24 protein-coding genes and 1 tRNA gene are annotated in these 24,996 nt (G+C 67.4%); 15 read left to right on the top strand and 10 right to left on the bottom strand.

The genetic code is table 11. The annotated features are described in order from the left end of the window. Positions 1–8: 8 nt before the first annotated feature. Genes ACWDNU_RS01595 through ACWDNU_RS01620 form a run of 6 tightly spaced genes read left to right on the top strand, consistent with a single transcriptional unit; the run spans position 9 to position 7,334 of the window. Positions 9–935: a VOC family protein gene (locus tag ACWDNU_RS01595; protein WP_449667282.1), complete on the top strand. Its 927-nt coding sequence runs from the start codon at positions 9–11 to the stop codon at positions 933–935. A gap of 28 nt (positions 936–963) precedes the next feature. Continuing rightward, positions 964–1,938, top strand: a complete 975-nt coding sequence (locus tag ACWDNU_RS01600) for an amidohydrolase family protein (RefSeq protein ID WP_449667283.1) — start codon at positions 964–966, stop codon at positions 1,936–1,938. A gap of 5 nt (positions 1,939–1,943) precedes the next feature. Continuing rightward, positions 1,944–3,140 (top strand): MFS transporter, encoded by a 1,197-nt coding sequence (locus ACWDNU_RS01605; RefSeq protein WP_449667383.1) that lies wholly within the window; start codon positions 1,944–1,946, stop codon positions 3,138–3,140. Between the two features lie 14 nt (positions 3,141–3,154). Beyond that, positions 3,155–4,603 carry a bifunctional 3-(3-hydroxy-phenyl)propionate/3-hydroxycinnamic acid hydroxylase gene (locus tag ACWDNU_RS01610; protein WP_449667284.1) on the top strand — a complete coding sequence of 483 codons (1,449 nt, stop codon included), beginning with the start codon at positions 3,155–3,157 and terminating at the stop codon, positions 4,601–4,603. Next, positions 4,600–5,418, top strand: coding sequence for an SMP-30/gluconolactonase/LRE family protein (locus ACWDNU_RS01615; RefSeq protein WP_449667285.1), 819 nt, complete (start codon positions 4,600–4,602; stop codon positions 5,416–5,418). Before ACWDNU_RS01610 ends, ACWDNU_RS01615 begins: the two co-directional genes overlap by 4 nt. Further along, entirely contained in the window at positions 5,415–7,334 is a 1,920-nt protein-coding gene (locus ACWDNU_RS01620) for an acetoacetate--CoA ligase (protein WP_449667286.1), read from the top strand. The genes ACWDNU_RS01615 and ACWDNU_RS01620 overlap by 4 nt, the downstream gene beginning before the upstream one ends. Here the strand turns inward: ACWDNU_RS01620 and ACWDNU_RS01625 are convergent. Then, on the bottom strand, positions 7,318–8,757 hold the full coding sequence (locus tag ACWDNU_RS01625; RefSeq protein WP_449667287.1) for a carboxylesterase/lipase family protein: 1,440 nt from the start codon (positions 8,755–8,757) through the stop codon (positions 7,318–7,320). The two genes, ACWDNU_RS01620 and ACWDNU_RS01625, sit on opposite strands and share 17 nt — an antisense overlap. A gap of 70 nt (positions 8,758–8,827) precedes the next feature. Between ACWDNU_RS01625 and ACWDNU_RS01630 the strand changes: the two genes are divergently transcribed. After that, positions 8,828–9,412 carry a TetR/AcrR family transcriptional regulator gene (locus ACWDNU_RS01630; RefSeq protein ID WP_449667288.1) on the top strand — a complete coding sequence of 195 codons (585 nt, stop codon included), beginning with the start codon at positions 8,828–8,830 and terminating at the stop codon, positions 9,410–9,412. On the opposite strand, the gene ACWDNU_RS01635 is transcribed toward ACWDNU_RS01630, so the two are convergent. Continuing rightward, positions 9,409–9,993 (bottom strand): TetR/AcrR family transcriptional regulator, encoded by a 585-nt coding sequence (locus ACWDNU_RS01635; protein WP_449667290.1) that lies wholly within the window; start codon positions 9,991–9,993, stop codon positions 9,409–9,411. The genes ACWDNU_RS01630 and ACWDNU_RS01635 overlap by 4 nt on opposite strands. Positions 9,994–10,095: 102 nt before the next feature. On the opposite strand from ACWDNU_RS01635, the gene ACWDNU_RS01640 reads away from it, so the two are divergent. Both ACWDNU_RS01640 and ACWDNU_RS01645 read left to right on the top strand, forming a co-directional pair. Then, positions 10,096–11,145, top strand: a complete 1,050-nt coding sequence (locus tag ACWDNU_RS01640) for an FAD-dependent oxidoreductase (protein ID WP_449667291.1) — start codon at positions 10,096–10,098, stop codon at positions 11,143–11,145. After that, positions 11,142–11,756, top strand: coding sequence for a DUF3159 domain-containing protein (locus ACWDNU_RS01645; RefSeq protein ID WP_449667292.1), 615 nt, complete (start codon positions 11,142–11,144; stop codon positions 11,754–11,756). Before ACWDNU_RS01640 ends, ACWDNU_RS01645 begins: the two co-directional genes overlap by 4 nt. A 47-nt stretch (positions 11,757–11,803) precedes the next feature. On the opposite strand, the gene ACWDNU_RS01650 is transcribed toward ACWDNU_RS01645, so the two are convergent. The 3 genes from ACWDNU_RS01650 to ACWDNU_RS01660 all read right to left on the bottom strand — a co-directional run bounded on the left by ACWDNU_RS01650 (position 11,804) and on the right by ACWDNU_RS01660 (position 13,701). Then, the gene (locus ACWDNU_RS01650; RefSeq protein WP_449667293.1) at positions 11,804–12,448 is read right to left on the bottom strand and encodes a lytic polysaccharide monooxygenase auxiliary activity family 9 protein; all 645 of its coding nucleotides are present in this window, start codon (positions 12,446–12,448) and stop codon (positions 11,804–11,806) included. Positions 12,449–12,979: 531 nt separating this feature from the next. Next, positions 12,980–13,052 (bottom strand) — tRNA-Arg (locus ACWDNU_RS01655). A gap of 16 nt (positions 13,053–13,068) precedes the next feature. Then, a complete protein-coding gene (locus tag ACWDNU_RS01660) occupies positions 13,069–13,701 on the bottom strand; it encodes a TetR/AcrR family transcriptional regulator (RefSeq protein ID WP_449667294.1) in 633 nt (210 codons plus the stop codon). A 68-nt stretch (positions 13,702–13,769) separates the two neighbouring features. On the opposite strand from ACWDNU_RS01660, the gene wzt reads away from it, so the two are divergent. Continuing rightward, a complete protein-coding gene (wzt, locus tag ACWDNU_RS01665) occupies positions 13,770–14,516 on the top strand; it encodes a galactan export ABC transporter ATP-binding subunit Wzt/RfbE (protein WP_449667295.1) in 747 nt (248 codons plus the stop codon). A 30-nt stretch (positions 14,517–14,546) separates the two neighbouring features. Here the strand turns inward: wzt and ACWDNU_RS01670 are convergent, their stop codons facing one another. Both ACWDNU_RS01670 and ACWDNU_RS01675 read right to left on the bottom strand, forming a co-directional pair. Continuing rightward, complete coding sequence (locus ACWDNU_RS01670) at positions 14,547–15,407, bottom strand: SDR family oxidoreductase (protein WP_449667296.1); 861 nt, start codon at positions 15,405–15,407, stop codon at positions 14,547–14,549. A 61-nt stretch (positions 15,408–15,468) separates the two neighbouring features. Further along, the gene (locus ACWDNU_RS01675; RefSeq protein ID WP_449667297.1) at positions 15,469–15,984 is read right to left on the bottom strand and encodes a pyridoxamine 5'-phosphate oxidase family protein; all 516 of its coding nucleotides are present in this window, start codon (positions 15,982–15,984) and stop codon (positions 15,469–15,471) included. A 398-nt stretch (positions 15,985–16,382) separates the two neighbouring features. Here ACWDNU_RS01675 and ACWDNU_RS01680 point away from each other — a divergent pair, with 398 nt between their 5' ends. From ACWDNU_RS01680 to ACWDNU_RS01700, 5 genes are all read left to right on the top strand, one after another. Continuing rightward, the gene (locus ACWDNU_RS01680; RefSeq protein WP_449667298.1) at positions 16,383–18,005 is read left to right on the top strand and encodes an NRAMP family divalent metal transporter; all 1,623 of its coding nucleotides are present in this window, start codon (positions 16,383–16,385) and stop codon (positions 18,003–18,005) included. An 85-nt stretch (positions 18,006–18,090) separates the two neighbouring features. Beyond that, on the top strand, positions 18,091–19,332 hold the full coding sequence (locus tag ACWDNU_RS01685; protein WP_449667299.1) for an LCP family protein: 1,242 nt from the start codon (positions 18,091–18,093) through the stop codon (positions 19,330–19,332). A 137-nt stretch (positions 19,333–19,469) separates the two neighbouring features. Further along, a complete protein-coding gene (gene ftsW / locus ACWDNU_RS01690; RefSeq protein ID WP_449667300.1) occupies positions 19,470–20,738 on the top strand; it encodes a putative lipid II flippase FtsW in 1,269 nt (422 codons plus the stop codon). A 16-nt stretch (positions 20,739–20,754) separates the two neighbouring features. Beyond that, a complete protein-coding gene (locus tag ACWDNU_RS01695) occupies positions 20,755–21,537 on the top strand; it encodes a helix-turn-helix domain-containing protein (RefSeq protein ID WP_449667301.1) in 783 nt (260 codons plus the stop codon). A gap of 46 nt (positions 21,538–21,583) precedes the next feature. Continuing rightward, entirely contained in the window at positions 21,584–22,393 is an 810-nt protein-coding gene (locus ACWDNU_RS01700) for an SDR family NAD(P)-dependent oxidoreductase (RefSeq protein WP_449667302.1), read from the top strand. Here ACWDNU_RS01700 and ACWDNU_RS01705 read toward each other — a convergent pair. From ACWDNU_RS01705 to ACWDNU_RS01715, 3 genes are read right to left on the bottom strand one after another with little or no spacing between them, the layout of a single operon-like run. Continuing rightward, entirely contained in the window at positions 22,390–22,794 is a 405-nt protein-coding gene (locus tag ACWDNU_RS01705; RefSeq protein WP_449667303.1) for a hypothetical protein, read from the bottom strand. The genes ACWDNU_RS01700 and ACWDNU_RS01705 overlap by 4 nt on opposite strands. A gap of 39 nt (positions 22,795–22,833) precedes the next feature. Then, entirely contained in the window at positions 22,834–23,988 is a 1,155-nt protein-coding gene (locus ACWDNU_RS01710; protein WP_449667304.1) for an AAA family ATPase, read from the bottom strand. Further along, positions 23,982–24,947, bottom strand: coding sequence for an RNA polymerase subunit sigma-70 (locus ACWDNU_RS01715; RefSeq protein ID WP_449667305.1), 966 nt, complete (start codon positions 24,945–24,947; stop codon positions 23,982–23,984). The genes ACWDNU_RS01710 and ACWDNU_RS01715 overlap by 7 nt, the downstream gene beginning before the upstream one ends. Positions 24,948–24,996 lie beyond the last annotated feature (49 nt).

Here is a 24,996-nt window from a genome sequence, read left to right on the forward strand (position 1 = left end):
GCAATTCCATGGCATTGCACAGATTGAAATCACTGACCGTCGGCGTACCGGACGTCGCGGGCACCGCTGGCTACTACGCCGACTTCGGGCTTACGCAGCTCGCGCCGGGCCGGTTCGCCACGGTCGAGGGTGGTGAGCAGTTCGTCCTTCAGCACTCGCGGATCCGTCGGCTGCTGGGAATGACCGTCGCGGTCGATAACACCGACGACCTCGGACGCATCGCCGCGAACCTCGATCGGCTGGGCGTTCCGGTGCAGCGCGACGCCGAGACCCTGCGCGCCAGGGAACCGATCGCGGACATCGCGGTCGAAGCGGTCGTCGCGCCTCGGTTGGTACGCGCGACCGTACCCGCGACCCCGTACAACGGGCCTGGCCGGCTGGACCGCGCCAACACCCGGGCTCCAGTGCTGTCCCGGACCGAACCGGTGCGGCCGCTCTCGTTGGGGCACGTGGTGATCGGGACGGTCGAGCAGGAATCGACCCAGCGGTTCTTCACCGACGGCATCGGGTTCAAGGTCAGCGACGTGGTCCCGGGCCGCGCGGCGTTCTTGCGGTGTTCTACCGATCACCACAATCTGCTGGTACAGCAGGCTCCGCTCAATTTCCTGCACCACACGTCGTGGCAAGTGTCCGATGTGGACGATGTCGGACGAGGAGCGATGACCATGCTCGCCGAGAATCCGGAACGCCACGTCTGGGGACTGGGCCGCCACCACATCGGGTCGAATTTCTTCTGGTATCTCAAGGATCCGGCCGGGAACTTCGCCGAGTACTACTCCGACATGGACGCCATCGTCGACGACCAGCTCTGGACGCCGCGGTCGTTCGAGGGCATCCAGTCGCTCTACGAATGGGGTCCGCCGCCTCCGCCGTCGTTCATCAATCCGGAAGACCTCGCGGCGCATATGACCGGCGCGCACGCGGAAGGCAGTTGAGCAAACCTTCGCAGGAAAGGCAAAGACCTTGCGTTTCATCGCCATGGAGGAAGCGTTCGCGCTTCCCGAACTGCAGGCCGGTTACTCAGTGCCCAAGACGGAAACCGCCGCGCGGTGGGTTGAAGACTGGGGTAAACGGCTCTGCGATTACACGACTTACCGGCTGCCAGAAATGGACCAGCATGGCATCGACGTCCAGGTGCTTTCCCTTACCGCACCCGGAATTCAGGGCCTCGCCGACGCTGGCCAGGCGGTAAAAGACGCCCGGATCGCCAATGATCGGCTAGCCGAGGTGATCGCCGAGCACCCGGATCGGTTCCGCGGACTGGCCGCGTTGCCGCTCCAGGATCCCGAGGCAGCGGTGGCGGAACTCCATCGCGCCGTCGGCACGCTCGGGCTCAACGGGGCCCTCGTCAACGACCACACCAATGGCCTCTACCTCGACGACCCGCGCTACGAACCAGTGTGGTCGGCGCTCGAGGAGTTGCAGGTGCCGCTTTACCTGCACCCGGGCGCTCCCCCGGCTGAGCCGTGGCGGGTGCTCGAGGGGCGACCTGAGCTGAGGGGTCCATTGTGGAGCTGGGCGGCGGAGACAAGCGGACACGCGCTTAGGCTGGTTTTCGGCGGCGTCTTCGATCGGCATCCGGGTGCCACACTCATTCTCGGCCACCTCGGCGAGTTCCTGCCGTTCCAGCTCGCGCGCCTTGATTCGCGCTACGACCGGCAGGAACACCGGACGCTCGCGCGGAAACCGTCGGAATACTTCGGCGACAATATTCTGATCACCACCAGCGGTGTGTGTTCCCCGGCCGCACTCGCCGGTGCGATCCTGGCCGTCGGCGCGGACGCGATCCTGTTCGCCGTCGACTACCCCTTCGAGGACAACGCCGAGGCCGTCCGGTTCCTCGAACAAGCGCCGATCAGCAACCGCGACCGGGAGAAAATCAGCCACGGCAACGCCGAGCGAGTGCTGCGTCTGCCGACGGCAAAGGCAAGCACGTGAGGACGATGCCGTGGCGGGCCATCGCGATCGGGCTGGCCGTCATGACGTTGGAAGGGTACGACCTCGTTGCTTTCGGCGCGACGACGCCGTTGTTGCTCCGGCACCAGCCGTGGCACCTTTCCCTTCCCGAACTGGGCACGTTGGGCAGTCTCACTCCGGTGGGCATGCTCTTCGGCGCGCTGCTGGTCGGCCCGCTCACCGACCGATACGGACGCCGCCGGACGACCTTGCTCAGCATCGCCGTCGTCTCGCTGGGCATGTTCGCCTGTGCGTTCGCGCCCAGTCCGGAACTTTTCGGCGCCAGCAGACTCGTTGTCGGGTTGGGCGTCGGCGCGGTCTATCCCGCGATGGGGCCGCTGATCTTCGAGCTCGCGCCGCCGAAACGGAAGAACATCAGTTCGGCGATCGTCCAATGTGGAGTTACGGTCGGCGGATCGCTGGCCGCCGTCGTGGCCGCGGCTTTCCTGCGGGGAGACAACTTCCGGCCGGAGTACGTGGTCGGCGGCGCGGTCGGACTGCTGCTGTTGCCGATGACTTACCGCTGGTTGCCCGAATCTCCGGTGTATCGGCGAGAGCCGACGGGAGCAGGCGGCTTGCGCGTTGTGCTGCGGCCGCCGTATACGGGAACGACAGCGCTGTTCTGCGTGATGGTGATCTGTTCGTTCTTGCTCATCTTCCGGATCAACACGTGGCTGCCGCAATTGATGCAAGCTGCCCGGTATCCGCTGGATTCATCGCTGATGTTCCTTACCCTGCTCAATGTCGGCGCGACGGCCGGCGGCCTGGCGATCGCGGTGCTCGCCGACCGGGCGGGGTCGAGAACCCCCATTATTGCTTGCTTCGTCGTCGCCGCGGGTGCCATGGCCGCCTTGAGCATTCGGTCGCCGTTGATCGTGCTCTCCGTAATCGTGCTGATCGGCGGCGCGGGCGCGTTCGGCGTACAGGGATTGATCAACGTCTACATCGCCCGTACCTATCCGGCGCATGCCAGGGCGAGTGCGATCGGGGTCGCGCTGGGAATCGGCCGGATCGGCGCGATCGCCGGGCCGGTGCTCGGCGGCTGGGTTCTTGCCGCCGGGTTCGCTCCACAGTGGAATTTCCTGATTTTCGCGGTACCGGCGGTCTTCGGGGCACTTCTCACCGTTGTCCTGGGAAGTATCCGGAGCACCCCCACGTCGCAGCCGGTCGAAGAACCGGCTTGAGCGGAGGAACAGTTATGGACACTTACGACATCGCTGTCGTGGGCTGCGGTCCGGTCGGCTTGGCCCTTGCACGGCTGCTCAGCGCGAAAGGACTCCGGGTCGCCGCGATCGATCCGAACCGGATCGTCTGCCACCATCCGCGAGCGACCCATCTCGACGACGAATCGATGCGCGCCCTGCAAACGCTGGGCGCGGCCGATCTGGAGCAGCGGTTCCTGCGGCAGACCGGCTGGATGCTGCAACTGCCGGACGGGACGCCTTTCCTCGAATTCGCCCACGCACGAGGGGAATCCGGACAGGGCTGGCGGACGGATTACCAGTTCCACCAACCGGATTTCGAATCCCGGCTGCGCGGTTTGCTCGCGAGCGATCCGAACGTCGACCTGTGGTTCGGCTGGTCCGTCACCGAGATCGCCCAGGACGCCGACGCGGTGTACCTCACCGTGACCGACCGGGATCAGGTCAAGACGCTCAAAGCGGCCTACGCCGTCGGGTCAGACGGTGCGAATTCGTTCGTCCGGCAATTGATGGGCTCCGAAGTCGAAGATCTGGAGGGGACGCAACGCTCGCTGATCATCGACATCCATCCGTTCGAGCATCCTCCAGCGCTACCAGCGGAATCCGGATTCATTCTGTGCCAAGGACAACGGCCGATTACCTACGTGCCGATCTTTCCCCCGATGCTGCGGTTCGAATTCATGCTCCTCGACGGAGACGACGCCGCCGCGCTCGAACGTCCGCAGGCGGTGTACGACGCGCTCAGCCGCTGGATCGAACCGGGCAGCTACCGGATCATGCGAGCCGACACTTACGAATGGCACGCGCGGCTCGTCCACGGCTGGCGTTCGGGCAGGCTGCTCCTCGCCGGTGACGCCGCGCACGAGATGCCGCCGATGCTCGGGCAGGGCATGTGTTCCGGGCTCCGCGACGCGGCGAACCTCGCATGGAAACTCGCCGCCGTCGTCCATGGCACCTGCTCCGACAGCCTGCTCGACACCTACGAGACCGAGCGCGCCCCGCACGTTCGCCCGTACATCGCCGAGTCCGCCCGGCAGGCCAACCTCATTGAGTCCTTCGGCATCGGCGACGCCCACCCGGAACTGGGCGAGCCGCAGACCCTCGAACCGCTCAGGCCGCCGCTCGGTCCTGGCTTGAGCAATGAGCTCGGCTGGCTCAGCCCACAACCGCGCGCTGACGGTATCCGGCTCGACGATATCACTGGATACAACTTCGTCGTCGTGGGCAAGCAGGCTGTGTCAGCGGAAATCGCGGAGCTGTGGCGACGCCTGGACGTCGTGGTGGTCACCGACGCCGGTCCGGCGGTCGAAGAGTGGCTAGCCGCGAATTCGGCTACCGCAGCCATTATTCGTCCGGACCGGTACGCGTTCGCCCTTGCCGCTGACACGGCGGAACTGGAGACGGCGACGAAGGAACTCGCGCGACGCATGGAGGTGCGCGCGTGAAGCCGTACGGCACCGGGATGATCTGGGGCGAGGGACCGCGCTGGCATCAGGGCGCGCTGTGGCTGTCTGATACCCAGGGCAGTCTACTGTGGACGGATCACGGCGGAACCTGGAGCGCTGCGAAGCTGGACTCTCCGTCCAACGGGCTGTGGTTCTTGCCCGACGGCAAGCTCGTCGCGGCGATGATGCACGAGAAGCGCATCGGTGCCTGGGATGGCGGGCAGTTCGCCACCTACGCGGACCTCAGTGCCGTGGCGACCGGTCCGCTCGGCGATCTTGTCGGTGACGAGCAAGGCAATCTTTATGTTGACGACGTCGGGTTCAAGCCTGGTGAACCACCGCGGCCCGGTCGTCTGGTGCGGGTCGGCGTCGACGGATCGGCCACCGTCGTCGCCGAGAACCTCGACTTCCCCAACGGTCTCGGATTCATCGACGACGGGCGCACTCTGCTCGTCGCCGAAACCGCTGCGCAACGGTTGACCGCCTTCACCATCGGCGCGGACGGCACGCTGACCGACCGACGCCGCTACGCCGACCTCGCCAGCCTGGTCGGTCCCAACGCTCGTCCGGACGGAATCTGGCCGACGCCGGAAGGAATCTGGGTGGCGACCACCACCGGGCACGCGGTCGTGCTGGTCCGGGACGACACGGTGCGCGAGACGATCGATACCGGCACTGCCTTTCCCATCGCGTGCTGTAGCGACGGTGGGAAACGGCTGTTCGTCACCCTGGCGGACACCGGCGGACGGCCGCTGTTCGAGGCCCTCGCGGACCGGGCCGTGCAGACGACGGTCGCGGAATGGGAGCGCGAATGACCGGCTGGGTTCCCGTAGCGGAAGCGCAGATCACCGATTTCGCGCAGTACGCCTCGGCCCGCGTTGGACGCGACCTGACCGGCGGCTACCGGACGCTGTGGGAGTGGTCGGTGCAGGATCTCGACGGCTTCTGGTCCGCGGTGTGGGACTACTTCGGGCTGCCCGCGCGTCCGGCGGGACAACCGGCGCTGGCGACCGAGGCGATGCCGGGCAGCGTCTGGTTCCCGGGGAGCACGCTGAACTACGCGGCCGAGGTGTTCCGGGGCCGTGACGATGCCGCCACGGCCGTGATCGCGGTGGCCGAGGACGGCGCTCCGGCGGCGCTGAGCTGGGGTGAGTTGCGCCGCCAGGTCGGTTGCGTCGCCGCTTCGTTAGCCGCGCTGGGCGTGTCGTCCGGTGACCGGGTCGTGGGGTATCTGCCAAATTCGGCGGAGGCGATTGTGGCGTTTCTGGCCACCTCGAGCCTCGGGGCGGTGTGGGCAGGATGCGGTTTGGACTATGTCGGATCGGCTGCGGAAGCGCGATTCGCGCAACTCTCGCCGGTTGTGCTGATTGCCGCGACCCGATCGCGGCACGGCGGCCGGGTGGTCGAACGCAGCGCCGACGTGGCTGCCCTGCGGACCGGACTGTCCTCTTTGGCCGCCACAGTGGTCATCGACGACCCGGACTCGGTGCCTGGAGCGCTTCCCTGGTCGTCGATCACGAGCGGTGATTCGCTGCCGCCCGTACCAGTTCCTTTCGATCATCCACTGTGGATTCTGTTCTCTTCGGGAACCACGGGGCGTCCTAAAGGGATAGTGCACGGGCACGGCGGCGTGGTCGTTGAGCAGCTGAAGCATGCCGCGTTCCACCAGAACCTGCGGGCTGGCGATCGGATCCTCTGGTACACGACGCCGAGCTGGATGCTGTGGAACTCCCTCGTCGGCGCTCTGCTGGTCGGAGCGACCGCGGTTTGTTACGACGGCAGCCCCGCTTTCGGCCGTCCGGATGCGTTGTGGGAGTTGGTCGCCCGCTTGCGGGTCAACACGCTGGGAACCAGCCCTGGCTACCTGGTGTCCTGCCGCAAGGCCGATGTCCGGCTCGGTGAACACGACCTGAGCGCGTTGGTGCGGCTCGGCGTCACTGGATCGACGTTCCCGGCCGATCTGCACCGCTGGGCCGAGCACGAACTCGGGCCGGGGGTCCAGATCGTTTCGAGCAGCGGCGGAACGGACGTCGTCACGGCCTTCGCGAGTGCGGCTCCTACCACTCCGGTGTGGGCGGGCGAGTTGTCGGCTCCCTGCCTCGGTGTCGCGCTCGATTCTTTGGGACCCAACGGGGACTCTGTGCGCGGCACGGTCGGCGAACTGGTCGTGCGACGGCCGATGCCGTCCATGCCCCTGCGATTCTGGGACGACCCCGACGACATCCGCTACCGGGCCGCGTATTTCGACACGTTCCCGGACGTGTGGCGGCACGGCGATTGGACGACCATCACCGACCGCGGCTCGGTCGTCATCCATGGCCGGTCAGACGCGACGCTGAACCGGCATGGCGTGCGGATGGGCAGCAGCGATATTTACGCTCCGGTAGAGGAACTTCCGGAGATCGCGGAGGCTCTTGTCGTCGGCGTTGAGCAGGCCGACGGCGGGTACTGGATGCCGTTGTTCGTCACCTTGATCGATGGGACGAGCCTCGACGATGCGCTGCGACAGCGGATCGTCGCCGCAATCCGCCAAGGTGCTTCAGCACGGCATGTTCCCGACGAAATCATTGCAGCACCGGGGATTCCGCATACTCGCACCGGGAAAAAACTGGAAGTCCCGGTGAAACGGCTGCTGCGAGGGGAGGATCCGGAGATCGACCCCGGCAGCGTCGACCAGCCCGCTCTTCTCGACTGGTACCGGCAGATCAGGCCGCCTACGCGGGAAGGTTGAACGGGACCGGCGTGTGGTGCTCCCAGATCTTCCGCGAAGCTTCTTCCGGATACGGAACAGTCTTCGACTCGACGTCCAGAACGCGGGTCAGTCGCTCATCGGGACGATAGGCAGCCCATCCAGGATCGCCATTGGCCGCGAAGCCGACCCACGCTTGTCGAAGCTCCTCAGACACCCGAATCGTTGCGGCATCAGGCATCTCGCCGAACACCTGGCGACCGGTCGGACTGTCCAAGGTTCCGAACGCGAGAGGCACATCGAGGCTGTGACACGCGCCCAGACCAGGCGCGGACAGGCACAGCTCGAACAGATACGACCGGCCACCGGCCAAGGCGTTCGCCTCGGCCAGCTGCTGGCTCGGCATCCGGAAGAGCGCGTCTGAATAGACCGTCTCCATCAGCTCCTCCGGGCTTGCTTCCGCGTAGGCGACGCGGTAGCCATCCGGGTCCGGGGCGAAGAGATCGAGTGCCTTTTGGGCGTCCGCGGCGGTGAACGTGCCGACCCGCCCGGCCATGACGGAGAACAGCCGGAACTCGTCACGGGTGTGGCCGACGAGCAGCTCGACGCCGTCCTCGAGTGCGGACCAGGGTGTCCGGGGAAGGGAAGTCTCGTCCAGAACAGGGCAGACCCCGGCACCGACCTGGGCCATCGGACCCCAGCGGTCGCGCTGGCCGGGCAGGCTGGCGTTGAACGCGGTGAGCCGGTCGGCCAACTGCCACGGGTCGACGTTCCGGAGGTCTTCCCCGTTCGCGAGCACCGCGGTGACCTGCTTCGCGAGCGCGGGAAGAACGAAAACGCCGGGCACGGAATGGGTGATGGCACGCTGGAACAAGCCCCGCGCCGGCACGAGCAACGACGAGATCGACCCGGCTCCCGCCGATTGCCCGGCGACGCACACTCGGTCGGGGTCGCCGCCGAAGCGGGAGATGTTGCGCCGCACCCATTCCAGCGCGGCGATCTGGTCCAGGAACCCGCGGTTGGCCGGCGCGCCGTCGACGAGCGCGAATCCCTCGACGCCGACCCGGTAGTTGACGCTCACTACGACCAGTCCCGCCTCGCACAACAGGGCCGGGTCATAAGTCGGGTCGCTGCTCACCGCGATGACGTATCCGCCGCCCGGCAGCCACACCAGCACCGGCAGTCCCGCCGCGCCCGGGTCCGGCGTCGAGACGTTGAGGGTCAGCCAGTCCGTCTCGTGCGCCGATTCCATCTGGACCGGCCCGGATTGCGGAGGCAGCGGACCGAATTCGGTCGCCTGCCGCGTGCCGTCCCATGGCGAAACCGGGACCGGCGCGGCGAACCGGAGAGCGCCCACTGGCGGCTGGGCGTACGGGATTCCGCGGAACTCCGCCATCCCCGCCCGCCAGCGGCCCGCCACGGCCCCCTCGACCGTCCGGACCGCCGGCTGCGTCTTGTCGGCCATCTTTCAACCCCCTCAGGTTTCAAGTCAAGTGTATTATGTCATTTGTATTGGAACGAGGGAAAGGCCTGACGTGCCGAAGAAGGTCGACCACCGCGAGCGCCGGGAAGCGATCGCGCGCGCGTTGTGGCGAGTGGTGGCGCAGCAAGGCTGGGACCGGGCGACCATGCGCGAGGTCGCCCACGAGGCGGGAGCGTCTCTCGGTCAGGTGCAGCACTACTTTCCGACCCGGACCGCGATGCTCGCTTTCGCGATGGAGTTCGCCGCGGAACAGACCTCGCGCCGGGTCGCGGAGAGCCTCGCCGGCGCCACGCACCCTCGAGAGGTGCTGCGAGTGACGCTCACCGAGATGCTGCCGCTGCATCCCGACGCTCGCGCCACGAGCCGGATGAGCGCCGCGTACGTCCTCGAAGCACTGCACGACCCGGAGTTGCACACGAAGCTGCGTGACGACCTGCGCGAAAAGCGAGCGCTAGTCGAGCACCTGATCCGGCAAGCCATTGCCGACGGGCACATCGCCGTCGATCGCGACCCGGCCGTCGAGACGAACCTCGTCCTCGCGTTGACGGGCTTGACGCCGCTGCTTGAGCTGGACGTGATCGAACCCCGGGCCGCGCTGGTGGCTATCGACCAGTATCTCGACCGGCTTTTCGCTTAGCCGTCCTCGGTTAAGCAGCGCTGCACGAGCGGCCCGAACCGGGCGACCAGCTCGTCGACCGGCGCTGACGCGATCGGCTCGATCCGCACGACATACCTCGCCACGGTGAGCCCCAAGAGCTGGACGTTGACCATTCCGGCCCGGAACGCGGCGTCCGGGGTGTCGATCAGCTTCGCCAGCCGTCCGGTGATTTCGCGGTCGATGTACTCGCGAAGCAGGGCATCGGCTTGGTCGTCGGCGCGGGTGAGCATCGCGAGCGGGGTCCGGCCCGAGGCGTCCAGGTTCTCCGCGAGCGTCCGGACGATGCGCTCCCCCAGGCCGTCGAGTCCGCCGGCGAAGACCGCCTCGATGGCGGGCGGGGCCTGGGCGGACATCTCGATCGCCGCGGCGAAGAGGCCCTGCTTGTTGCCGAAAAAGTAGAACACCATCCCCGGGTCGACGCCCGCCTCGCCCGCGACCGCGCGCACGGTGGTGCCGCCGTAGCCGTGCTGCCGGAACAGCGCGCGTGCCGCGTCCAGGATCCGCTGCTTGCTCTCCGCCCCGGTTCGCCAGCGTCCGGGGCGAGCGTTCTGTTCTGCCATGACGCCGGTGAGTCTAACCGAGCTTTCTTCATCGTTGGTGGAGTTTCCTGTCGACCCGCGCTAGCCTGAACTTCATCAGTGATGAAGAAACCGGGGGTTGCGATGAAAGTGATCGTGATCGGCGCAGGTCTGGGCGGGTTGACGCTCGCCCAGGGGCTGCGCCGGGCGGGCCTCGACGTCGCCGTGTACGAGCGAGACGGCACTCGGGGACGGGCGCAAGGCGTCAGCTTGCATATCGACGACCGAGGCAGCACGGCGTTGCGGGGGTCCTTGCCTTCAGCGCACGCCGCGATGATCGACGCCACGATGGGCGGGCTGCGTGACCAGACCCTTTCAGTGTCCGAAGTGGACGGAGCGTTCGCGGTCGTGGATACCGAGCCGTCCGGCGCACGACCTGGACGGCAGGCACATCGTCCGTTGCTGCGGGCGGTATTGCTGACCGGCGTGGAAGACGCGGTTCGCTTCGATGCGGAGTTCACGCGGTTCGAGCGACAAGCCGACGGCACGGTCCGCGCGTGGTTTGCCGACGGCAGCACGGATACGGCTGACGTCCTGGTCGGCGCGGACGGGATCGGTTCGGCGGTCCGTCGGCAGTACCTGCCGCAGGCGCAGGTGGTCGATACCGGACGACGCATGCTGATGGGCGCGACTGCCTTGTCCGCAGTGACTGGATTACCCGGCTTGATCGGCAACAATCCCGCTGTCGCCAGGATCCGCGACTCAACGATGGTGGTGAGCGCGCTGCGTTTCACCTCGCCGCCGACCGTGGCGCGGCAACGATTTCTGCCCGCCCTGCGCGAGGGTGCGGTCGCCGGGGTCGAGGACTACCTGATGTGGGCTTTGCCTGGCCCAGCCGAGAATCTTCCTCGCGCCTTTCAGCGGATCGTCGACGAGGCGTGGCCAGAAATGACGGCCACGCTGCGCATCGGGATGATCCCGCCGATCCCCGCCTGGCCCGCCAGCCCGGTGACCCTCCTCGGCGATGCCATCCATCTAGCCCCGGGTTTCGGCGGCAACCTCGCGATGCAGGACGCGCATCGTCTCTGCACGGCGTTGATCGAGGCGAACCGCGGGCAACGCGAGCTGCTCGACGCGATCGGCTCGTACGAAGAGACCATGCGGAACTCCGTGCCGGTCAAGGCGAGCGCATGAGACTCGCGCTGCTGACCGAGAAGTCGTTATCGTTGTTCGCCGCGGTGGGCGGCTGGCGCACTGTCGCCGAAGGGATCGCGTCGCGAGTGGTGTTCCTGATCGCCTATCTGGTGACCGATCAGGTGTCGACCGCGTCGCTGATCGCGGTCGGCGGGGTGGCGGTGTTCGCCGGGATTCACGCGTTCACCGACCGAAAGTACTGGCAGGCGGCGATCGGACTGGTGATCGTGGGGGCGTCTGCGTTGCTGGCCGGGAGCACCGGGCGAGCGGTCGACTTCTACCTGCCGGCGGTGCTCATGCAGGCGGCCGGAGGTGCGGTGTTCCTGCTGTCGATCCTGGTGCGTCTGCCGGTGATCGGGGTGGTGCTGGGGCGAGGCGAACGGCTTGGCTGGCGGCGGGATCCTCCGCGGCGACGGCGTTATCAGCTGTGCACCGGGATTTTCTTGGCGAAATACGTTCTCGCCACGGCGGCTTTGGTGCCGTTGTACCTTGCCGGACTGGTTACGCCGCTTGGGATTGCCGCGACGTTGCTGGGCGGGGCGCCCGCGGTAGGCGTGTGCGCGTATCTGTGCTGGCGGTTTCTGCGGACTAGGGGCGCGTTGGCGCGTTGAGCTGGTCGCCCGGCAGCGGCCTTCGCTACCGCCGCCGGGCGGACCGCTCAGTTGAAGATCACGTCCGAGCAGGAGTAGAAGGCCTCGCCGGAGTCGGGCCAGTGGCGTTGCCAGATCGAGTAGATCAGGTGCCTGCCGGTGCGGCCGCCGGGCAGGTTCGCCTGGAGCTGGTAGGCGTTGCCTGCGATCGGCGGGTTGTCCTGCTTGTAGAACGGGGTGTCTTCCAGGTCGGACCACTTGAGCGGTTTCGTCGGATCGTAGCCCGGTTTGGTGACGTACAGCTCGAAGGTGCCCTCGTGCGCGGCAGTCAGCTGGTACTGGAAGGTGTACGGGCCGCTGCTGGGCATCGTGGTGGCCGGCCAGTCGTCGCGGGCGAGGTCGAGCCCCTTGTACTTGTCCCGGCCGGCGCTGCACAACTTGCCGTCCGGAATGATCTCACGGCTGCGACCGCTGGCGTCGCCGATGTTGACCTCGTCCCAGTCGTAGATCGGCCAGCTGTCCCCAACCGCGACGGCGGCCTTGCACGCCGCGGACTGCGGATTCTCCGGACCCTCCTGGAAACATTGCATGATCCGGCTGATCGGGTTGCCCATCGAGCCGTGCGCGAGCGCCGGGACGGCGGTGAACACCGAAACCGTCCCGAGCACGGCGGTCAGTATCCCGACTTTGACGGCGGAGCGGGAAAACTTCATCGCGGGTTTCCTCTCATGAGAGGTCTAGACCATGCTTTACGGTAGGTGTTGTGGTGCATCGGGTTGTAGGCCCGAAAGTCGGGCGTGGGCGTCGCTCGCCGGTCGATCACGATGGATGATGCAGCTGACCAGCACACGCAGCTTTCGGCGAGGCTTTTTTGGCGTGCCGCGCCCACAACTGGCGGCCAGTGGTTTCCAGAAAATGACCACCTGCAACTGGGTGGCCTCTCCGCCATCTCGTCGACCTGGCGCAGCCCGATCACGCCGCGTCAAGGGGGCACCTCGCCGCAGTCCGCAGCATGCCACCCGAACCGCCCCCTTGACGCGGCGTGATAGCCCTCGGGGAGGTCGACGAGATGGCGGCAGGCCACCCACGGACGCACCATGCACGCGGTCCCGACCATCTCGGAGACCTGCCCGTCCGGCGAGGACATTCTTTTCTACTAAGACGCGGCCCCAGCCACAGCCGCCGAGCCGGACACGAGCGCAGTGGAAGCAAACCCCTGACCACCTCGGTGACCAGTGAAGATGTGCCCCCGGCAGGATTCGAACCTGCGACACCGGCTTTAGGAGAGCCGTGCTCTATCCCCTGAGCTACGAGGGCATTCGCGTACTGCTGCCTACATCCTAGCGGGGCCCGAGTGCGGCGCTGCGGCTGGTGAAGACAGGTACGCCAGTGCCATTTCCGCTACCTCCTCCGCCCACGTCGCCCAAGACCGGTCGTCCGGCCAGAATCTGCAGGTCGCGGCGCGGTGGATGCATGCACCGATGATCGTTCGGGCTGCCATTTCCACGCCGTCGGTCTCAGCCAGGAAGGGTGCCAGGGCTTCCAGCAGAGCGCCTTGGATCGCGGACAGGGCGGCGAGGCCGCGGTCTCGGCCGTCGGAGCGTTGGGCGTCCAGGAGTTCGGGGAAGATTCGGTCGTGTTCCTGGAACGTCTTCGCCAGGGCGGCCACGAAGGCGTCGAAGATCGGACGGAGGCCGGGGGCGGCTGTCTGGAGGGCGTCTCGGACGGTGGCTTCCAGCTCGGTCAGCAGCTGGTCCTTGACGGCGTACAGCAGCTGTTCCTTGCCCTCGAAGCGGCGGTAGATCGCGCCCACCGACATCCCGGCCTGCGCGGCGACCTCGGCGACAGTGAACGATTCCAAGCCCTGCTCGGCCAGCACGCGTTCGGCTGCGGCCAGGACTTTCTGCAGCGAAGCCCGGCTGCGCGCTTGTTGCGGCGGGCGGAAGCCCTCGCTGGTCTGACTCACTCGGGGAACCTTACCTGGCGGCGGACCAAATGCGAATGGTAGTTTCCATTCACATCTGGGGAGGGATCTTGGTCAGCATCGAGATACGCAACGCCTATGTCGATTTCCCGATCTTCGACGCCAAGACGCGGTCGCTGAAGAAGCGCGTGCTCGGGAAGATCGGCGGGAAGATCGGCACCGAGGCGAAGGTGCCGGTGATCGAGGCGTTGCGGGACGTGTCGTTCCGGCTCGGCGAGGGCGACCGGGTCGGGTTGGTAGGGCATAACGGGGCCGGGAAGTCCACGTTGTTGCGGCTGCTGTCCGGGATTTACGAGCCGACGCGCGGCGTCCGGAGGGTCGCGGGGCGGGTCGCGCCGGTGTTCGATCTCGGGGTCGGACTGGATCCGGGCGAGTCCGGGCGGGAGAACATCCTGGTCCAGGGGTTGTTTCTGGGGATGAGCCGACGGCAGATGCTGAAGCGGGTCGAGGACATCGCGGAGTTCACCGAGCTTGGCGACTATCTCGAGCTGCCGTTGCGCACGTACTCGGCAGGCATGCGAGTGCGGCTCGCGCTCGGGGTCGTGACCACGATCGACCCGGAGATCCTGCTGCTCGACGAGGGACTCGGCGCGGTCGACGCGGCGTTTCTCGGCAAGGCGCGCGATCGGCTCCGGGATCTGGTGAAACGATCCGGGATTCTGGTGTTCGCGAATCATTCCGAGGAGATGCTCAAGGAGTTTTGTGACACCGCGTTGTGGATGGATGAGGGACAGGTGCGGCAGCAGGGTTCGTTGTCCGAGATTCTCAATGCTTACAGCGGGAAGCCTGCTGCCTAGAGCGGGAACATATCGTCCACAATAGACGGATCAGGCTGGCTCGAAACACCGCCGATGCGCCGTCACGAACTCGCGGAAACTCCGCGGCCGCTGGCCGGTGACCTCCTCGACCGTGGACGTCACGGTTTCCGCCCCGCCGTCCACATAGGTATTGCACACCTCGACCAGCGCTTTGGCGTGGAACGACGACATTCCCGCTTCCGCCAACGCCGAAAGCGCTTGCTCGTTCAACATTCCGCGGTACGCGATCGGACGGCCCAGCACGTCGGACAGCACCGCCGCGGCCTCGTTGTACGTCAGTGCCTCAGGGCCGCTGAGTGCGTACGCCTTGCCTGCGTGGCCGTCCTCGGTCAGGGCGCGGAACGCGACGCGGGCAATGTCTTCGGCGTCCACGAATGCGATCGGGCCGCGGATCAGCGGGCTGGCGAAGAAATTTCCGGACCGGATGGTTCCGGACCAGTTTCCCGAAAACGCTTGCAGGTAGAAGTTCGCGCGGAGGAAGGTCCAGGACAGCGGCGACGTTTCCAGCATCCGTTCGACCGGGCGGTGCAGCCGGGCGATCGGCGTGAGTTCCTCGTCTGCTCGCCACAGCGATTGCTTGACCACGTGCGTGACCCCGGCGGACACCGCGGCTTCGACCACATTGGACTCGTTGCCGGTCTGTCCGGGGCTCATCGCGCCGAGCAGGAACACCTTCGACACTCCGGCCAGCGCCGGTTGCACGGTGGCCGGATCGGACATTTCGACGGTGACCGCGTCAATTCCGTCGGCGGCGGCTTTCCTTGCCTTCTCCGGGGAATGATAGGCGGCGCGGAACGGCACCCCGGCCGCGCGCAGGTGCGCGACCAGCGCTGATCCCACATTGCCGCTCGCACCCGTCACCAGGATCATGCGCTCCGCCTTCGCGCGTGGAGGGAATCACGTTCGCGTGTAGGCGATTCAGTGTAGTGGATCAGCCGGTGACGGCGGGGTTCTCCGAACTGGCAGCCCGGCGCTGCACCAGTTCCTCGACCGCGGACGGCAGCGTGGTTTCGAAGTCGATGAGCTTCGCCCAGGTCGGGGTGACGACGATGCGGACCATGCCCTCCGCGTAGAGAGAACGGATTTCCGCCTCCCATTCGACGCGCTGCTCGGGCGTGATCTCGTAGGAACCGTTCATTTCCAGGAACTCGTCCGGGATCCCGTCGGTGTAGTCCAGTTCGGCACGGCCCCGCAGCAGCAGGATCTTCGGCGGGTGCACTTCGGTGTCGACGGTCAGCGCGACCATCGGGTTCTCCTTCAGCGCGTGCAGTTTCGGGGAGTTCTTGGTGGTGCACATGACGACCTCGGTGCCGTTCCAGCTGAACGAGATCGGGATGCTGCGCGGCGTGCCGTCCTTCGCGACGTACGCCAGCCGGGTCAGGTCGCGGGCGAGCAGTTCGCGGCTGAGCGGGCGGTTCAGGACCTCGGCGACTTCCTGCGGTTCCATGTCGGTCTCCTCAACGTCGTACGGTCAGGTGCTGCGGGGACGGAGCCGCGGCGGAGTTCTCGACATTATCTCGACGGTGACCTGAGTCACACTGATGACTACAACACTTGTACAATTGCTTGACAGTTATCCGGCGGATGGCGTTGAGTGGCTCCCGGGCGGGGTTTCCCTGCCCGGAAACCGGATACCGGAAACGAGCCGCGGGGAGGTGAGGGCGATGAGCGGTACGAGCCCGGGGCGAAGTACGCCCCCGGACCCCGGATTGTCCCCACCTTCCGGCATCCCCGGCTGAGCCCGGTTTCCCCCGTCCGTCCGGCCGGGTCGCCACATGTGCGCGGAAACCGGCGGTCGCGGGTGCCCTGATCGGCCCTGAAAGAGGGCCGAAGGGAGTGCTCGGCATGACCACCGACACCACCGTAAGCATCGACCGGCGCACCACCGCCGTCCTCGACGAGCAGCACGTCGGCGACATCCGCGGCGCGCTCGGCACCATCAGAGCGGGCGACTGCGCGCCCCGGACCGGCCTGTCCGCCAAGCTCAAGACCCTGCTCGCGATCGTCGGGCCGGGGTTGATCGTGCTGGTCGGCGACAACGACGCCGGCGCGTTCGCGACCTACGGCCAGGCCGGGCAGAACTACGGCCCGAAGCTGCTGTGGACCCTCTTGCTGCTCGTCCCGGTGCTGTACGTGAACCAGGAAATGGTGCTGCGCCTCGGCGCGGTCACCGGCGTCGGGCACGCACGGCTGATCCTCGAACGCTTCGGCAAGTTCTGGGGCGCGTTCTCGGTGATCGACCTGTTCCTGCTCAACGCGCTGACGCTGGTCACCGAGTTCATCGGCATCACGATGGCGACGCGCTACCTCGGCCTGCCGACGGTCCCGTCGGTCGTGCTGGCCGCGGCCGTCATCATCGGAGCCGCGTTCACCGGCAGCTTCCGGCGGTTCGAGCGGATCGCGATCTTCTTCTGCCTCGGTTCGCTGACGCTGATCCCGGTGTACGTGTTCGCGCACCCGGCACCGGCGGAAATGCTCGGCGGACTGGTGCCCACGATGCCCGCCGGACCTGGCGGGATGGCCGAGTTGATGCTGCTGATCATCGCGATCGTCGGCACCACGGTCGCGCCGTGGCAGCTGTTCTTCCAGCAGTCCTACGTGATCGACAAGCGCATCACGCCGCGGTTCATGCGGTACGAGAAGGCGGACCTGTGGATCGGCCTGGTCGTGGTGATGGTCGGCGCGGCCGCGATCATGGGAATCGCGTCGGCGGCCTTCGCGGGTACCGGCACGTCCTTCACGGACACAGCTGGCGTCACGGACGGCATTGAGGCTTACGCAGGACGTACAGCAGGCGCGCTGTTCGCGGTCGCGCTGCTGGACGCTTCGATCGTCGGCGCGTTCGCAGTGTCGCTCTCGAGCGCGTACGCGATCGGTGACGTCTTCGGGATGAAGCACTCGCTGCATCGCGGGGCGCGGCACGCGAAGGGCTTCTACGCCGTGTACGCCGGTCTCGTCGCGCTGTCGGCCACCATCGTGCTCATCCCGGGCTCGCCGCTCGGCCTGCTCACCACCGGAGTGCAGACGCTCGCCGGAGTGCTGCTGCCGTCGGCGACGGTGTTCCTGTTGCTGCTGTGCAACGACAAAGCGGTGCTCGGGCCGTGGGTCAACGGACGGCTCACCAACCTGTTCACCTCCGTGGTGGTCGGGGTGTTGGTGGTGCTGTCGGTGATCCTCACCGCGGCGGTGCTGTTCCCCGACATCAGCGCGGACCAGATTTTCCTGATCATGGCGGTCAGCGGCGGGATCGGCGTGCTGACAGCCGGGTACGCGCTGCTTCGCCGCCGCCGGAGCGCCGCGCCGATCGATCGCACCGGGCGCGCGGAGTGGCGGATGCCGCCGCTGCAGTACTTGCCGCCGCCGGAGATGTCGACCGGACGCAAGATCGGGCTGACCGCGCTGCGCACGTATCTGCTCCTGGCGATGGCGCTCGTCATCGTGAAGCTCGTCCAACTGGCTCTGGGTTAACTCTGCGTGAGACTACTTCTCAGCGTGTACACAGCGAGTGTGCACAACAGTGGGTAACCGTGACGCCCCGGCACCGGAAGGCCTGATGACCGACCCCAACGACAGACGCGCCGCCGCATCCCGCAGTGCGGCGGCGCGCGGTGTCGCCGCCCGCGCCGCTGCCCGGCGACGGCGGATCACCGGCCGGGTCGCGCTGGCTCTCGCGGCCGCGCTGACGCTTTCGCTGACCGGCTACGGCTGGGCGGCCTACAACGGCATCGTGTCCGGGCTGCAGGTTTCCGACGTGCTCGACGGGCAGTCGACCTCCAGCGGCGGCGACACCAACATCCTCATCATGGGCCTCGATTCGCGGCTCGACGAGAACGGCAACCCGCTGCCGAAGGACATCTACAACTCGCTGCACGCCGGGGACCAGCAGGACGGCGGCTACAACGCCAATGTGCTGATGCTGCTGCACGTCCCCGGCAACGGCGGCAAGGCGACGTCGATCTCGATTCCGCGCGACGATTACGTTCCGCTGGCGGGCTGCCCGGACAACGTGTGCAAGGGCAAGATCAAACAGGCTTACGGGCTGGCGTTCGACGAAAAGGCCAAGCAACTCGTCCAGCAGAACGTCACCGACAAATCCCAGCGCGAGCAGCAGGCGCGGGACGCGGGCCGCCGGGCGGAAATCGACACCGTCCGGAAATTCCTCGGCGACGTCCCGATCGACCATTTCGTCGAGGTCACCCTGGTCGCGTTCTTCGAGATCGCCCAGGTCGTCCAGCCGATCACGGTGTGCCTCAACGAGGACACCCAGGACAGCTACTCGGGCGCGAACTTCCACGCCGGCCAGCAGGAGATCAGCGCCGAGCAGGCCGTCGAGTTCGTCCGGCAGCGCCGCGACTACGTGCATCCGTCGCTCAATTTCACCGACCTCGACCGCGAACGCAGGCAGCAGGCGTTCATCTCCTCGCTCGCGTATCAGCTCAAACAGGGCGGGACCTTCACGAATCCGGCGAAACTCCAGGGAATTCTGGATGTCGCGAAGCAGAACACCGCGGTCGACAGTTCGCTGGACCTGCTCGCGCTCGCGAAACAAGCGTCCAGCCTGACCGGCGGGAATGTCAGTTTCGTGACCCTTCCGGTCGACCATTTCGGCAAGAGCCCGTCCGGGGAAGACGTCAACTTCGTCAATACCGCGCAAATCCAGTCACTGGTCGCGCAACTGCTGAGCGGCACCCCGGTGCCGAGCCCGGCCGCGTACGTGACCCCGCTGGCGCACGGAAACACCACCCCTGCTCCCCCGCCGGCGTTGAGCGGAGGCGGAATCCCGTGCGTCAAATAACTCGTGAAATAGCTTCAGCACCGCGAACGAGACCGCGGACACTCCGCGCGCCTCAATGTCCTTTCAGGACAGAGCAGGCATAATCGGTCCGGCGCGTTCTTTCCCGCGCCGAAAAATCGGCGGACGGCGGTGCTCGGGTGGCTACGACACGGAACAGACGAAGCCGGGTTCCGGTCGCGATCGTCGGCTGGCTGTCCCGGCCGCTGGCGTCGTTCCACCTCGTGCTCGCGCTGTGCGGCCTGCTCACGCTGCTCGGCGTCATCATGGTGCTGTCGGCGTCGTCCGCGCAGCCGGGCGGGGTGTACAGCACCTTCCAGAAGCACGTCATTTTCGTCCTCATCGGCCTGGTCGCGCTGTGGGCCGGGCTGCGGATTCCGTTGCGGCGGATCAGGTCTCTCTCGCCGATGCTGATGCTCGTCACGCTGGCGATGCTCGCGCTGGTGCTCACCCCGCTCGGCGCGAAGGTGAACGGCGCGCAGCGGTGGTTCGCGCTCGGTCCGCTGACGCTGCAACCGGTCGAGCTCGCGAAGGTCGCGTTGACCTTGTGGGGCGCGCACATTCTCGTGGTGAAGGCCCGGCTGCTGCATCACTGGCGGCACCTGCTGGTGCCGTTGGTTCCGGTCGCGCTGCTGATGTTCGCCCTGGTGATGGCGCAGCCGAACCTCAGCGGAACGATCTCGCTCGGCATCGTGCTGCTGTCGCTGCTGTGGTTCTCCGGCGCGCCGGGGCGGTTGTTCGCCGCGCTGCTGGCCGGCGGCGTCGGCGGGTTCGTGGTGCTCGCGCTGGTCGCGGACTACCGGCTCGCGCGCGTGCTGTCGTTCCTCTCCCCCGACGCGGACACCTCCGGCGCCGGATACCAGGCGGTGCAGGCGCAGTACGCGCTCGCCGAGGGCGGGCTGTTCGGCGTCGGGCTCGGACAGGGCGCGTCGAAGTGGAAGTACCTGCCGAACGTGCAGAACGACTTCATTTTCGCGCTGATCGGCGAAGAACTCGGGTTCCTCGGCTGCGCGGTGGTGCTGCTGCTGTTCGGCGGGCTCGCGCTGGTCGGCCTGCGGATCGCGACGCGCAACCTCGACCCGTGGATCCGCATCGTCGCCGCGACGATCACCGTGCTGCTGGTGGCGCAGGCGGCGGTCAACATCGGGTACGTCGTGAACGCGCTGCCGGTGACCGGGGTGACGCTGCCGCTGGTGTCGTACGGCGGGACGTCGCTGATCGTGACGATGTTCCTGTTCGGCGTGCTCGCCAGCTGCGCGCGGCACGAGCCCGCCGCGGTGGCCGACCTGAACCACCTGGGGCCGGGCAAGATCGGCCGGATCCTGCGGCTGCCGGTGCCGGAGCCGTATCGGCCGGTCCGGGCTTCGGCGAAGACGACTCGCGCGCGACGACCCGTGCGGCCTCGCTGACTCTTACACTGCGGTAGTGGAGAGCGGCGTCTGGAAGGTCGCGCGGCCCGGTCGCGCGGGTCCGTTCTCCCTGGGCGGATTCCGCCACCGGGCCGGCGGGTCGGTCGATCTTCGAGTGGTGCCGCATCCGGCGATCACGGTGGTGCTGGAGTTCGGCGACGGCAAACTCCTCGTGGACGACGGCGCGCAGCACGGCAGCTTCGTCGCCGGGCTCGCGCCGCGCGGGGTTCGGCTGCGCGGGGAAAGCCTCGAATGCGTCGAAGTCCGGTTGCCGCCGTTGGCCGCTGCTGGACTGGGTGCCGGACCCGCAGAGCTGGACCGGGCGGTGGGGTTGACCGAGTTGTGGGGCCGGGACGCCGACCGGCTTCGGGACCAGCTGAGCGAAGCCGGTTCGTGGGACGCCCGGTTCGCGCTGGTGGCGGCTGCTTTCGCCCGTCGGCTCTCGGCGGTTCCGGCGACGGATCCGGAGGTTTCCTGGGCTTGGCGGCGGATCGTGCGGAGCCGCGGCCTCGTGCGGGTCGAATCGCTGGCGGCCGAATGCGGGTGGAGCAGACGGCGGTTGTGGGACCGGTTCCGGGCTCAGGTCGGCTTGCCGCCTAAGCGAGCGGCGAAGCTGGTGCGCTTCGATCACGCCGCGCGACGCTTGGCGACCGGGTCCAGTGCGGCCGATGTCGCGGCCGAGTGCGGGTATACCGACCAGTCGCATCTGCACCGGGATGTCGTGGCGTTCGCCGGAGTGACGCCTGGCCGGCTAGCCGCCGATGCCGGGTTCGCGGCGGATCGCATCGCGTTCGCCTGAACATTTGTGCAATACCCGGCGGTTCCGCTCGCGCGACACTGCGGGCATGGCGAAATTGTCCACTGTGGAATTACCGGGCGCGAAGACCTTGCTGACCGGAGCGACCGGCGGGATCGGCCAGACGCTCGCCCGTACGTTGGCCGCGCGCGGTGCCGACCTGGTGCTCACCGGCCGTCGGGTCGAGTTGCTCGAACCGCTGGCCGCTGAGGTGGGCGGGCGCGCGGTTCCGGCCGACCTCACCGATCGGGGTGCGGTCGAGGAACTTCTTGCCGCTGCAGGGGAAATCGACATCGTCGTGGCCAATGCGGCTCTCCCCGCGACGGGGTTGCTGACTGATTACTCGCTCGAGGAGGTCGATCGCGCGTTTGAGGTCAACCTGCGGGCACCAGTCGTGATGGCGAAGCTGGTCGCCGAGCAGATGATGGCGCGGCGGCGTGGGCACCTGGTCTTCATCTCGTCGCTTTCTGGGAAGACTGCGTCTGGGCAGGCTTCGCTGTACAACGCTACGAAGTTCGGTTTGCGTGGGTTTGCTCTTGCGCTCCGTGAGGACTTGCGGCCGTTCAACGTTGGCGTGTCGTCGGTTTTTCCCGGCTATATCAGCGATGCGGGCATGTTCGCGGACTCGGGGGCGACCTTGCCGTTCGGCGTCGGCACGCGGACGCCGGACGACGTCGCGCGGGCGACCGTGCGGGCGACCGAACGCAACCTCGCGGAGATCGACGTGGCTCCATTCGGGTTGCGGCTGACGGCGTTGCTCGGCGGGATCGCGCCCGGGGTGGCGGCGGCAGTGCAGCGGCGTCTTGGCGCGGAGGCGATTACCGAGCAGTTGGCGGAAGGGCAGCGGGCGAAACGTTAGAGCAGCCCCCGAAGGTGCGCGACGTCCGGCGAGGGAATCGACCGGGCCAGGTATAGCTCGTCAAGCGGCCGGACCCGCGCGTACAACTCGCGGGAGGCCTTGCGCGGCAACCGCTTCAATGCCCAGCCCAACCGGATCCGCGCCACTTCCGGATCGTCCGACGGACCGTAATCGTCGCCGTGCTCCGTGTGCCGGTCCAGCTGCCGGTAGGGAGCATGGACGAAGCGGCTCCATGCGGCGAGCGCTTCGGCGATCCCGCCGGGATAGAGATCGACGCGTTCGTAATGCGCGATTGCTCGCAGTGCCGACGCGGAAACCCGCGGAACTCGCGCGTGGGGCGGGGCGGGCTGGACGTATTCCGGCTCGCGGACACGCAGCCCTGCCGGGGGCCTACGCGGCATGACCCTTTCTGATCTTCATACCGGCCATCCTGCCAGGTTTCACCGTTTCGGCCAATGCCAAGCCGGTTGGTCGAGCCGCCCCTGCCCGGCCACCACCGTCGCGCCGAATTCCTTCTCCAGTTCCAGTACCGAAGCATCCTCGAGAAACCGCACCAGCAGCTGAGAATGCGACACCACCAGCAGCTGCGTCTTCTTCGCCGCAGCGGTGATCAACGCGGCCAACGCGGGCAACAAGTCCGGGTGCAGGCTGGTCTCCGGCTCGTTCAGCACCAGCAGCTCCGGCGGGCGCGGGCTCAGCAAAGCCGCGGCCCACAGCAGGTAACGCAGGGTTCCGTCGGAGAGTTCGGCGGCGCTCAGCGGGCGGAGCAGGCCGTGTTGGTGGAAGCGGAGGTCGAATCTGCCGTCGGTGGCGACTACTTCGACGGACGAGCCGGGGAAGGCGTCGTCGATCGCAGTAGCCAGGGCGTCGGCGTCTAGGGATTCTTGGATGGTGCGCAAGGCCGCAGCCAGGTCGCCGCCGTCGTGGTCCAGGGCCCAGGTGCGGGTGCCGATGCGGCTTTGCCTGGCGGGGGCGTCGGCGTCGGTGCGGAAGTGGTCGTAGAAGCGCCACGCGCGGACTCGGTCGCGCACGATCAGGAGTTCCGGGCACACCCGCGGGTCGGCGAATTCGCTCAGCATGCTGTCGGTGAGGGCGATCGAGTGGCCGCTTTCGGCCCACTTACCGGCCTCGTCTCGGATGCGGACTCTCGTGCCGGAGCGGTCGGCCAGCAACGCCGACGGGCGCAGGACTGGGCCGTGCCAGACGCATTCGCGTTTGTACTCCGGGTCCAGGTTGAAGGCTGTCTCGGCCGGGACGGGGAGGCCGAAGTCCAGGGCGTAGCCGAATTCGTCGCCGGAGTAGCCCAGGCGCAGGCCGATCGGTTTGGTGCGCTGCAACGGTTGTATCGACGTCCGGCCTTCGCGCACGGATCGGCTGATCGTCTCCGGACCGGCCCACAGCGTCGACGGAAGGCCGCCTTCACCGGCGAGGGCGGCGACTGCGCCGTTGCGGCCGGCGTCGGCGAGCAGCCGCAGCGCGCGGTACAGGCTGGATTTTCCGGTGCCGTTCGCGCCGACGATCACGGTGAGCTGCGACAACGGCAGCACCAGGTCGCGCAGCGAGCGGTAATTCTGGATCGCGAGGGTGGTCAGCACGCCGACACCTCCTCGGGCAGGCCGAAGCGGGGGAACAATCCGGGTTCGAGGAACCAGGTGACGGTGCGGATTCGGTCGCCCCACGGTGCCAGGACGAGGATTCCGGCGGGACGCCCGACGGTTCCACCGGGTTCCGTGAGGTAGCAGGCGAAGGCTGGATGGGTGTTGGCGCGCGTCGGAAGCAAACAGAACTCTCGGGTGCCGCGCCATTCGCCGAACCTGGTGAGGAACGCGGCGACGGCTTCCCGGCCGACGTACTCGTGCGGCGCGGGCGGCGTGGCGAGCCAGCCGTCGTCGGTCAGGAGCGCGACTACGCCTTCGACGTCACCCTCGCTGAAGGCGTCCGCGAAGCGTTGCGCGATCTCCCGTTCCCGTGGTGCCGGCGGGGCGGGTTCGACGGTTTGGCGCAGCTGGGCCCGTGCGCGTTGCAGAGCGCCTTTGACCGCGTTCGGGCTGGTCTCCAGCATCTCCGCGACCTCGGCGGTCGAGTAGTCGAGCACGTCCCGGAGCACGAGGACGGCGGCCTGGCGCGGCGGGAGTTTCTGCAGGGCCGCGACGAACGCCAGCTCGAAGGTTTCCTTGGCGCTGTAGTGCGCGGCGGGGTCTGGTGCGGGCTGCAGCCACGTCACCTCGGTGCGGCGGGTGGGTTCTGTCGGGGTGAACGGCGGCGACGGTTCGGCCGGGACGCGGCGGCCGGCGTCGCGGAGGGCGTTGAGGCAGCGGTTGGTGGCGATGCGGTACAGCCAGGCGCGCATCGAGGCTCGGCCGGCATACCCGTCCAGGCCGCGCCAGGCGGCGAGGAGCGTCTCTTGCAGCAGGTCTTCGGCGTCGGTGAGCGAGCCGAGGAGGCGGTAACAGTGCACCTGCAGCTCGTGCCGATAGGGCTCGATCAGCTCGCGGAAGGCGTGCGCGTCTCCGGCGCGTGCGCGATCGAGAATGTCCTGGCCCACCCTTCGCATCCTGCCACCGTTCCGTTTCCGGGGCGGGCGGTGTCTCTACTGGCGACCC

The sequence above is a fragment of the Amycolatopsis sp. NPDC003676 genome (genome assembly GCF_053587275.1).

Bases quoted from the DNA above. Each gene is read 5' to 3' on its own strand.
- ACWDNU_RS01610 (WP_449667284.1), top strand. From the start codon at position 3,155: ATGGACACTTACGACATCGCTGTCGTGGGCTGCGGTCCGGTCGGCTTG.
- ACWDNU_RS01715 (WP_449667305.1), bottom strand. From the start codon at position 24,947: ATGCGAAGGGTGGGCCAGGACATTCTCGATCGCGCACGCGCCGGAGAC.
- ACWDNU_RS01675 (WP_449667297.1), bottom strand. From the start codon at position 15,984: ATGGAACCGCAGGAAGTCGCCGAGGTCCTGAACCGCCCGCTCAGCCGC.
- ACWDNU_RS01605 (WP_449667383.1), top strand. From the start codon at position 1,944: ATGCCGTGGCGGGCCATCGCGATCGGGCTGGCCGTCATGACGTTGGAA.
- ACWDNU_RS01640 (WP_449667291.1), top strand. From the start codon at position 10,096: ATGAAAGTGATCGTGATCGGCGCAGGTCTGGGCGGGTTGACGCTCGCC.
- ACWDNU_RS01645 (WP_449667292.1), top strand. From the start codon at position 11,142: ATGAGACTCGCGCTGCTGACCGAGAAGTCGTTATCGTTGTTCGCCGCG.
- ACWDNU_RS01650 (WP_449667293.1), bottom strand. From the start codon at position 12,448: ATGAAGTTTTCCCGCTCCGCCGTCAAAGTCGGGATACTGACCGCCGTG.
- ACWDNU_RS01620 (WP_449667286.1), top strand. From the start codon at position 5,415: ATGACCGGCTGGGTTCCCGTAGCGGAAGCGCAGATCACCGATTTCGCG.
- ACWDNU_RS01680 (WP_449667298.1), top strand. From the start codon at position 16,383: ATGACCACCGACACCACCGTAAGCATCGACCGGCGCACCACCGCCGTC.
- ACWDNU_RS01625 (WP_449667287.1), bottom strand. From the start codon at position 8,757: ATGGCCGACAAGACGCAGCCGGCGGTCCGGACGGTCGAGGGGGCCGTG.
- ACWDNU_RS01595 (WP_449667282.1), top strand. From the start codon at position 9: ATGGCATTGCACAGATTGAAATCACTGACCGTCGGCGTACCGGACGTC.
- ACWDNU_RS01700 (WP_449667302.1), top strand. From the start codon at position 21,584: ATGGCGAAATTGTCCACTGTGGAATTACCGGGCGCGAAGACCTTGCTG.
- ACWDNU_RS01705 (WP_449667303.1), bottom strand. From the start codon at position 22,794: ATGCCGCGTAGGCCCCCGGCAGGGCTGCGTGTCCGCGAGCCGGAATAC.
- ACWDNU_RS01635 (WP_449667290.1), bottom strand. From the start codon at position 9,993: ATGGCAGAACAGAACGCTCGCCCCGGACGCTGGCGAACCGGGGCGGAG.
- ACWDNU_RS01670 (WP_449667296.1), bottom strand. From the start codon at position 15,407: ATGATCCTGGTGACGGGTGCGAGCGGCAATGTGGGATCAGCGCTGGTC.
- ACWDNU_RS01685 (WP_449667299.1), top strand. From the start codon at position 18,091: ATGACCGACCCCAACGACAGACGCGCCGCCGCATCCCGCAGTGCGGCG.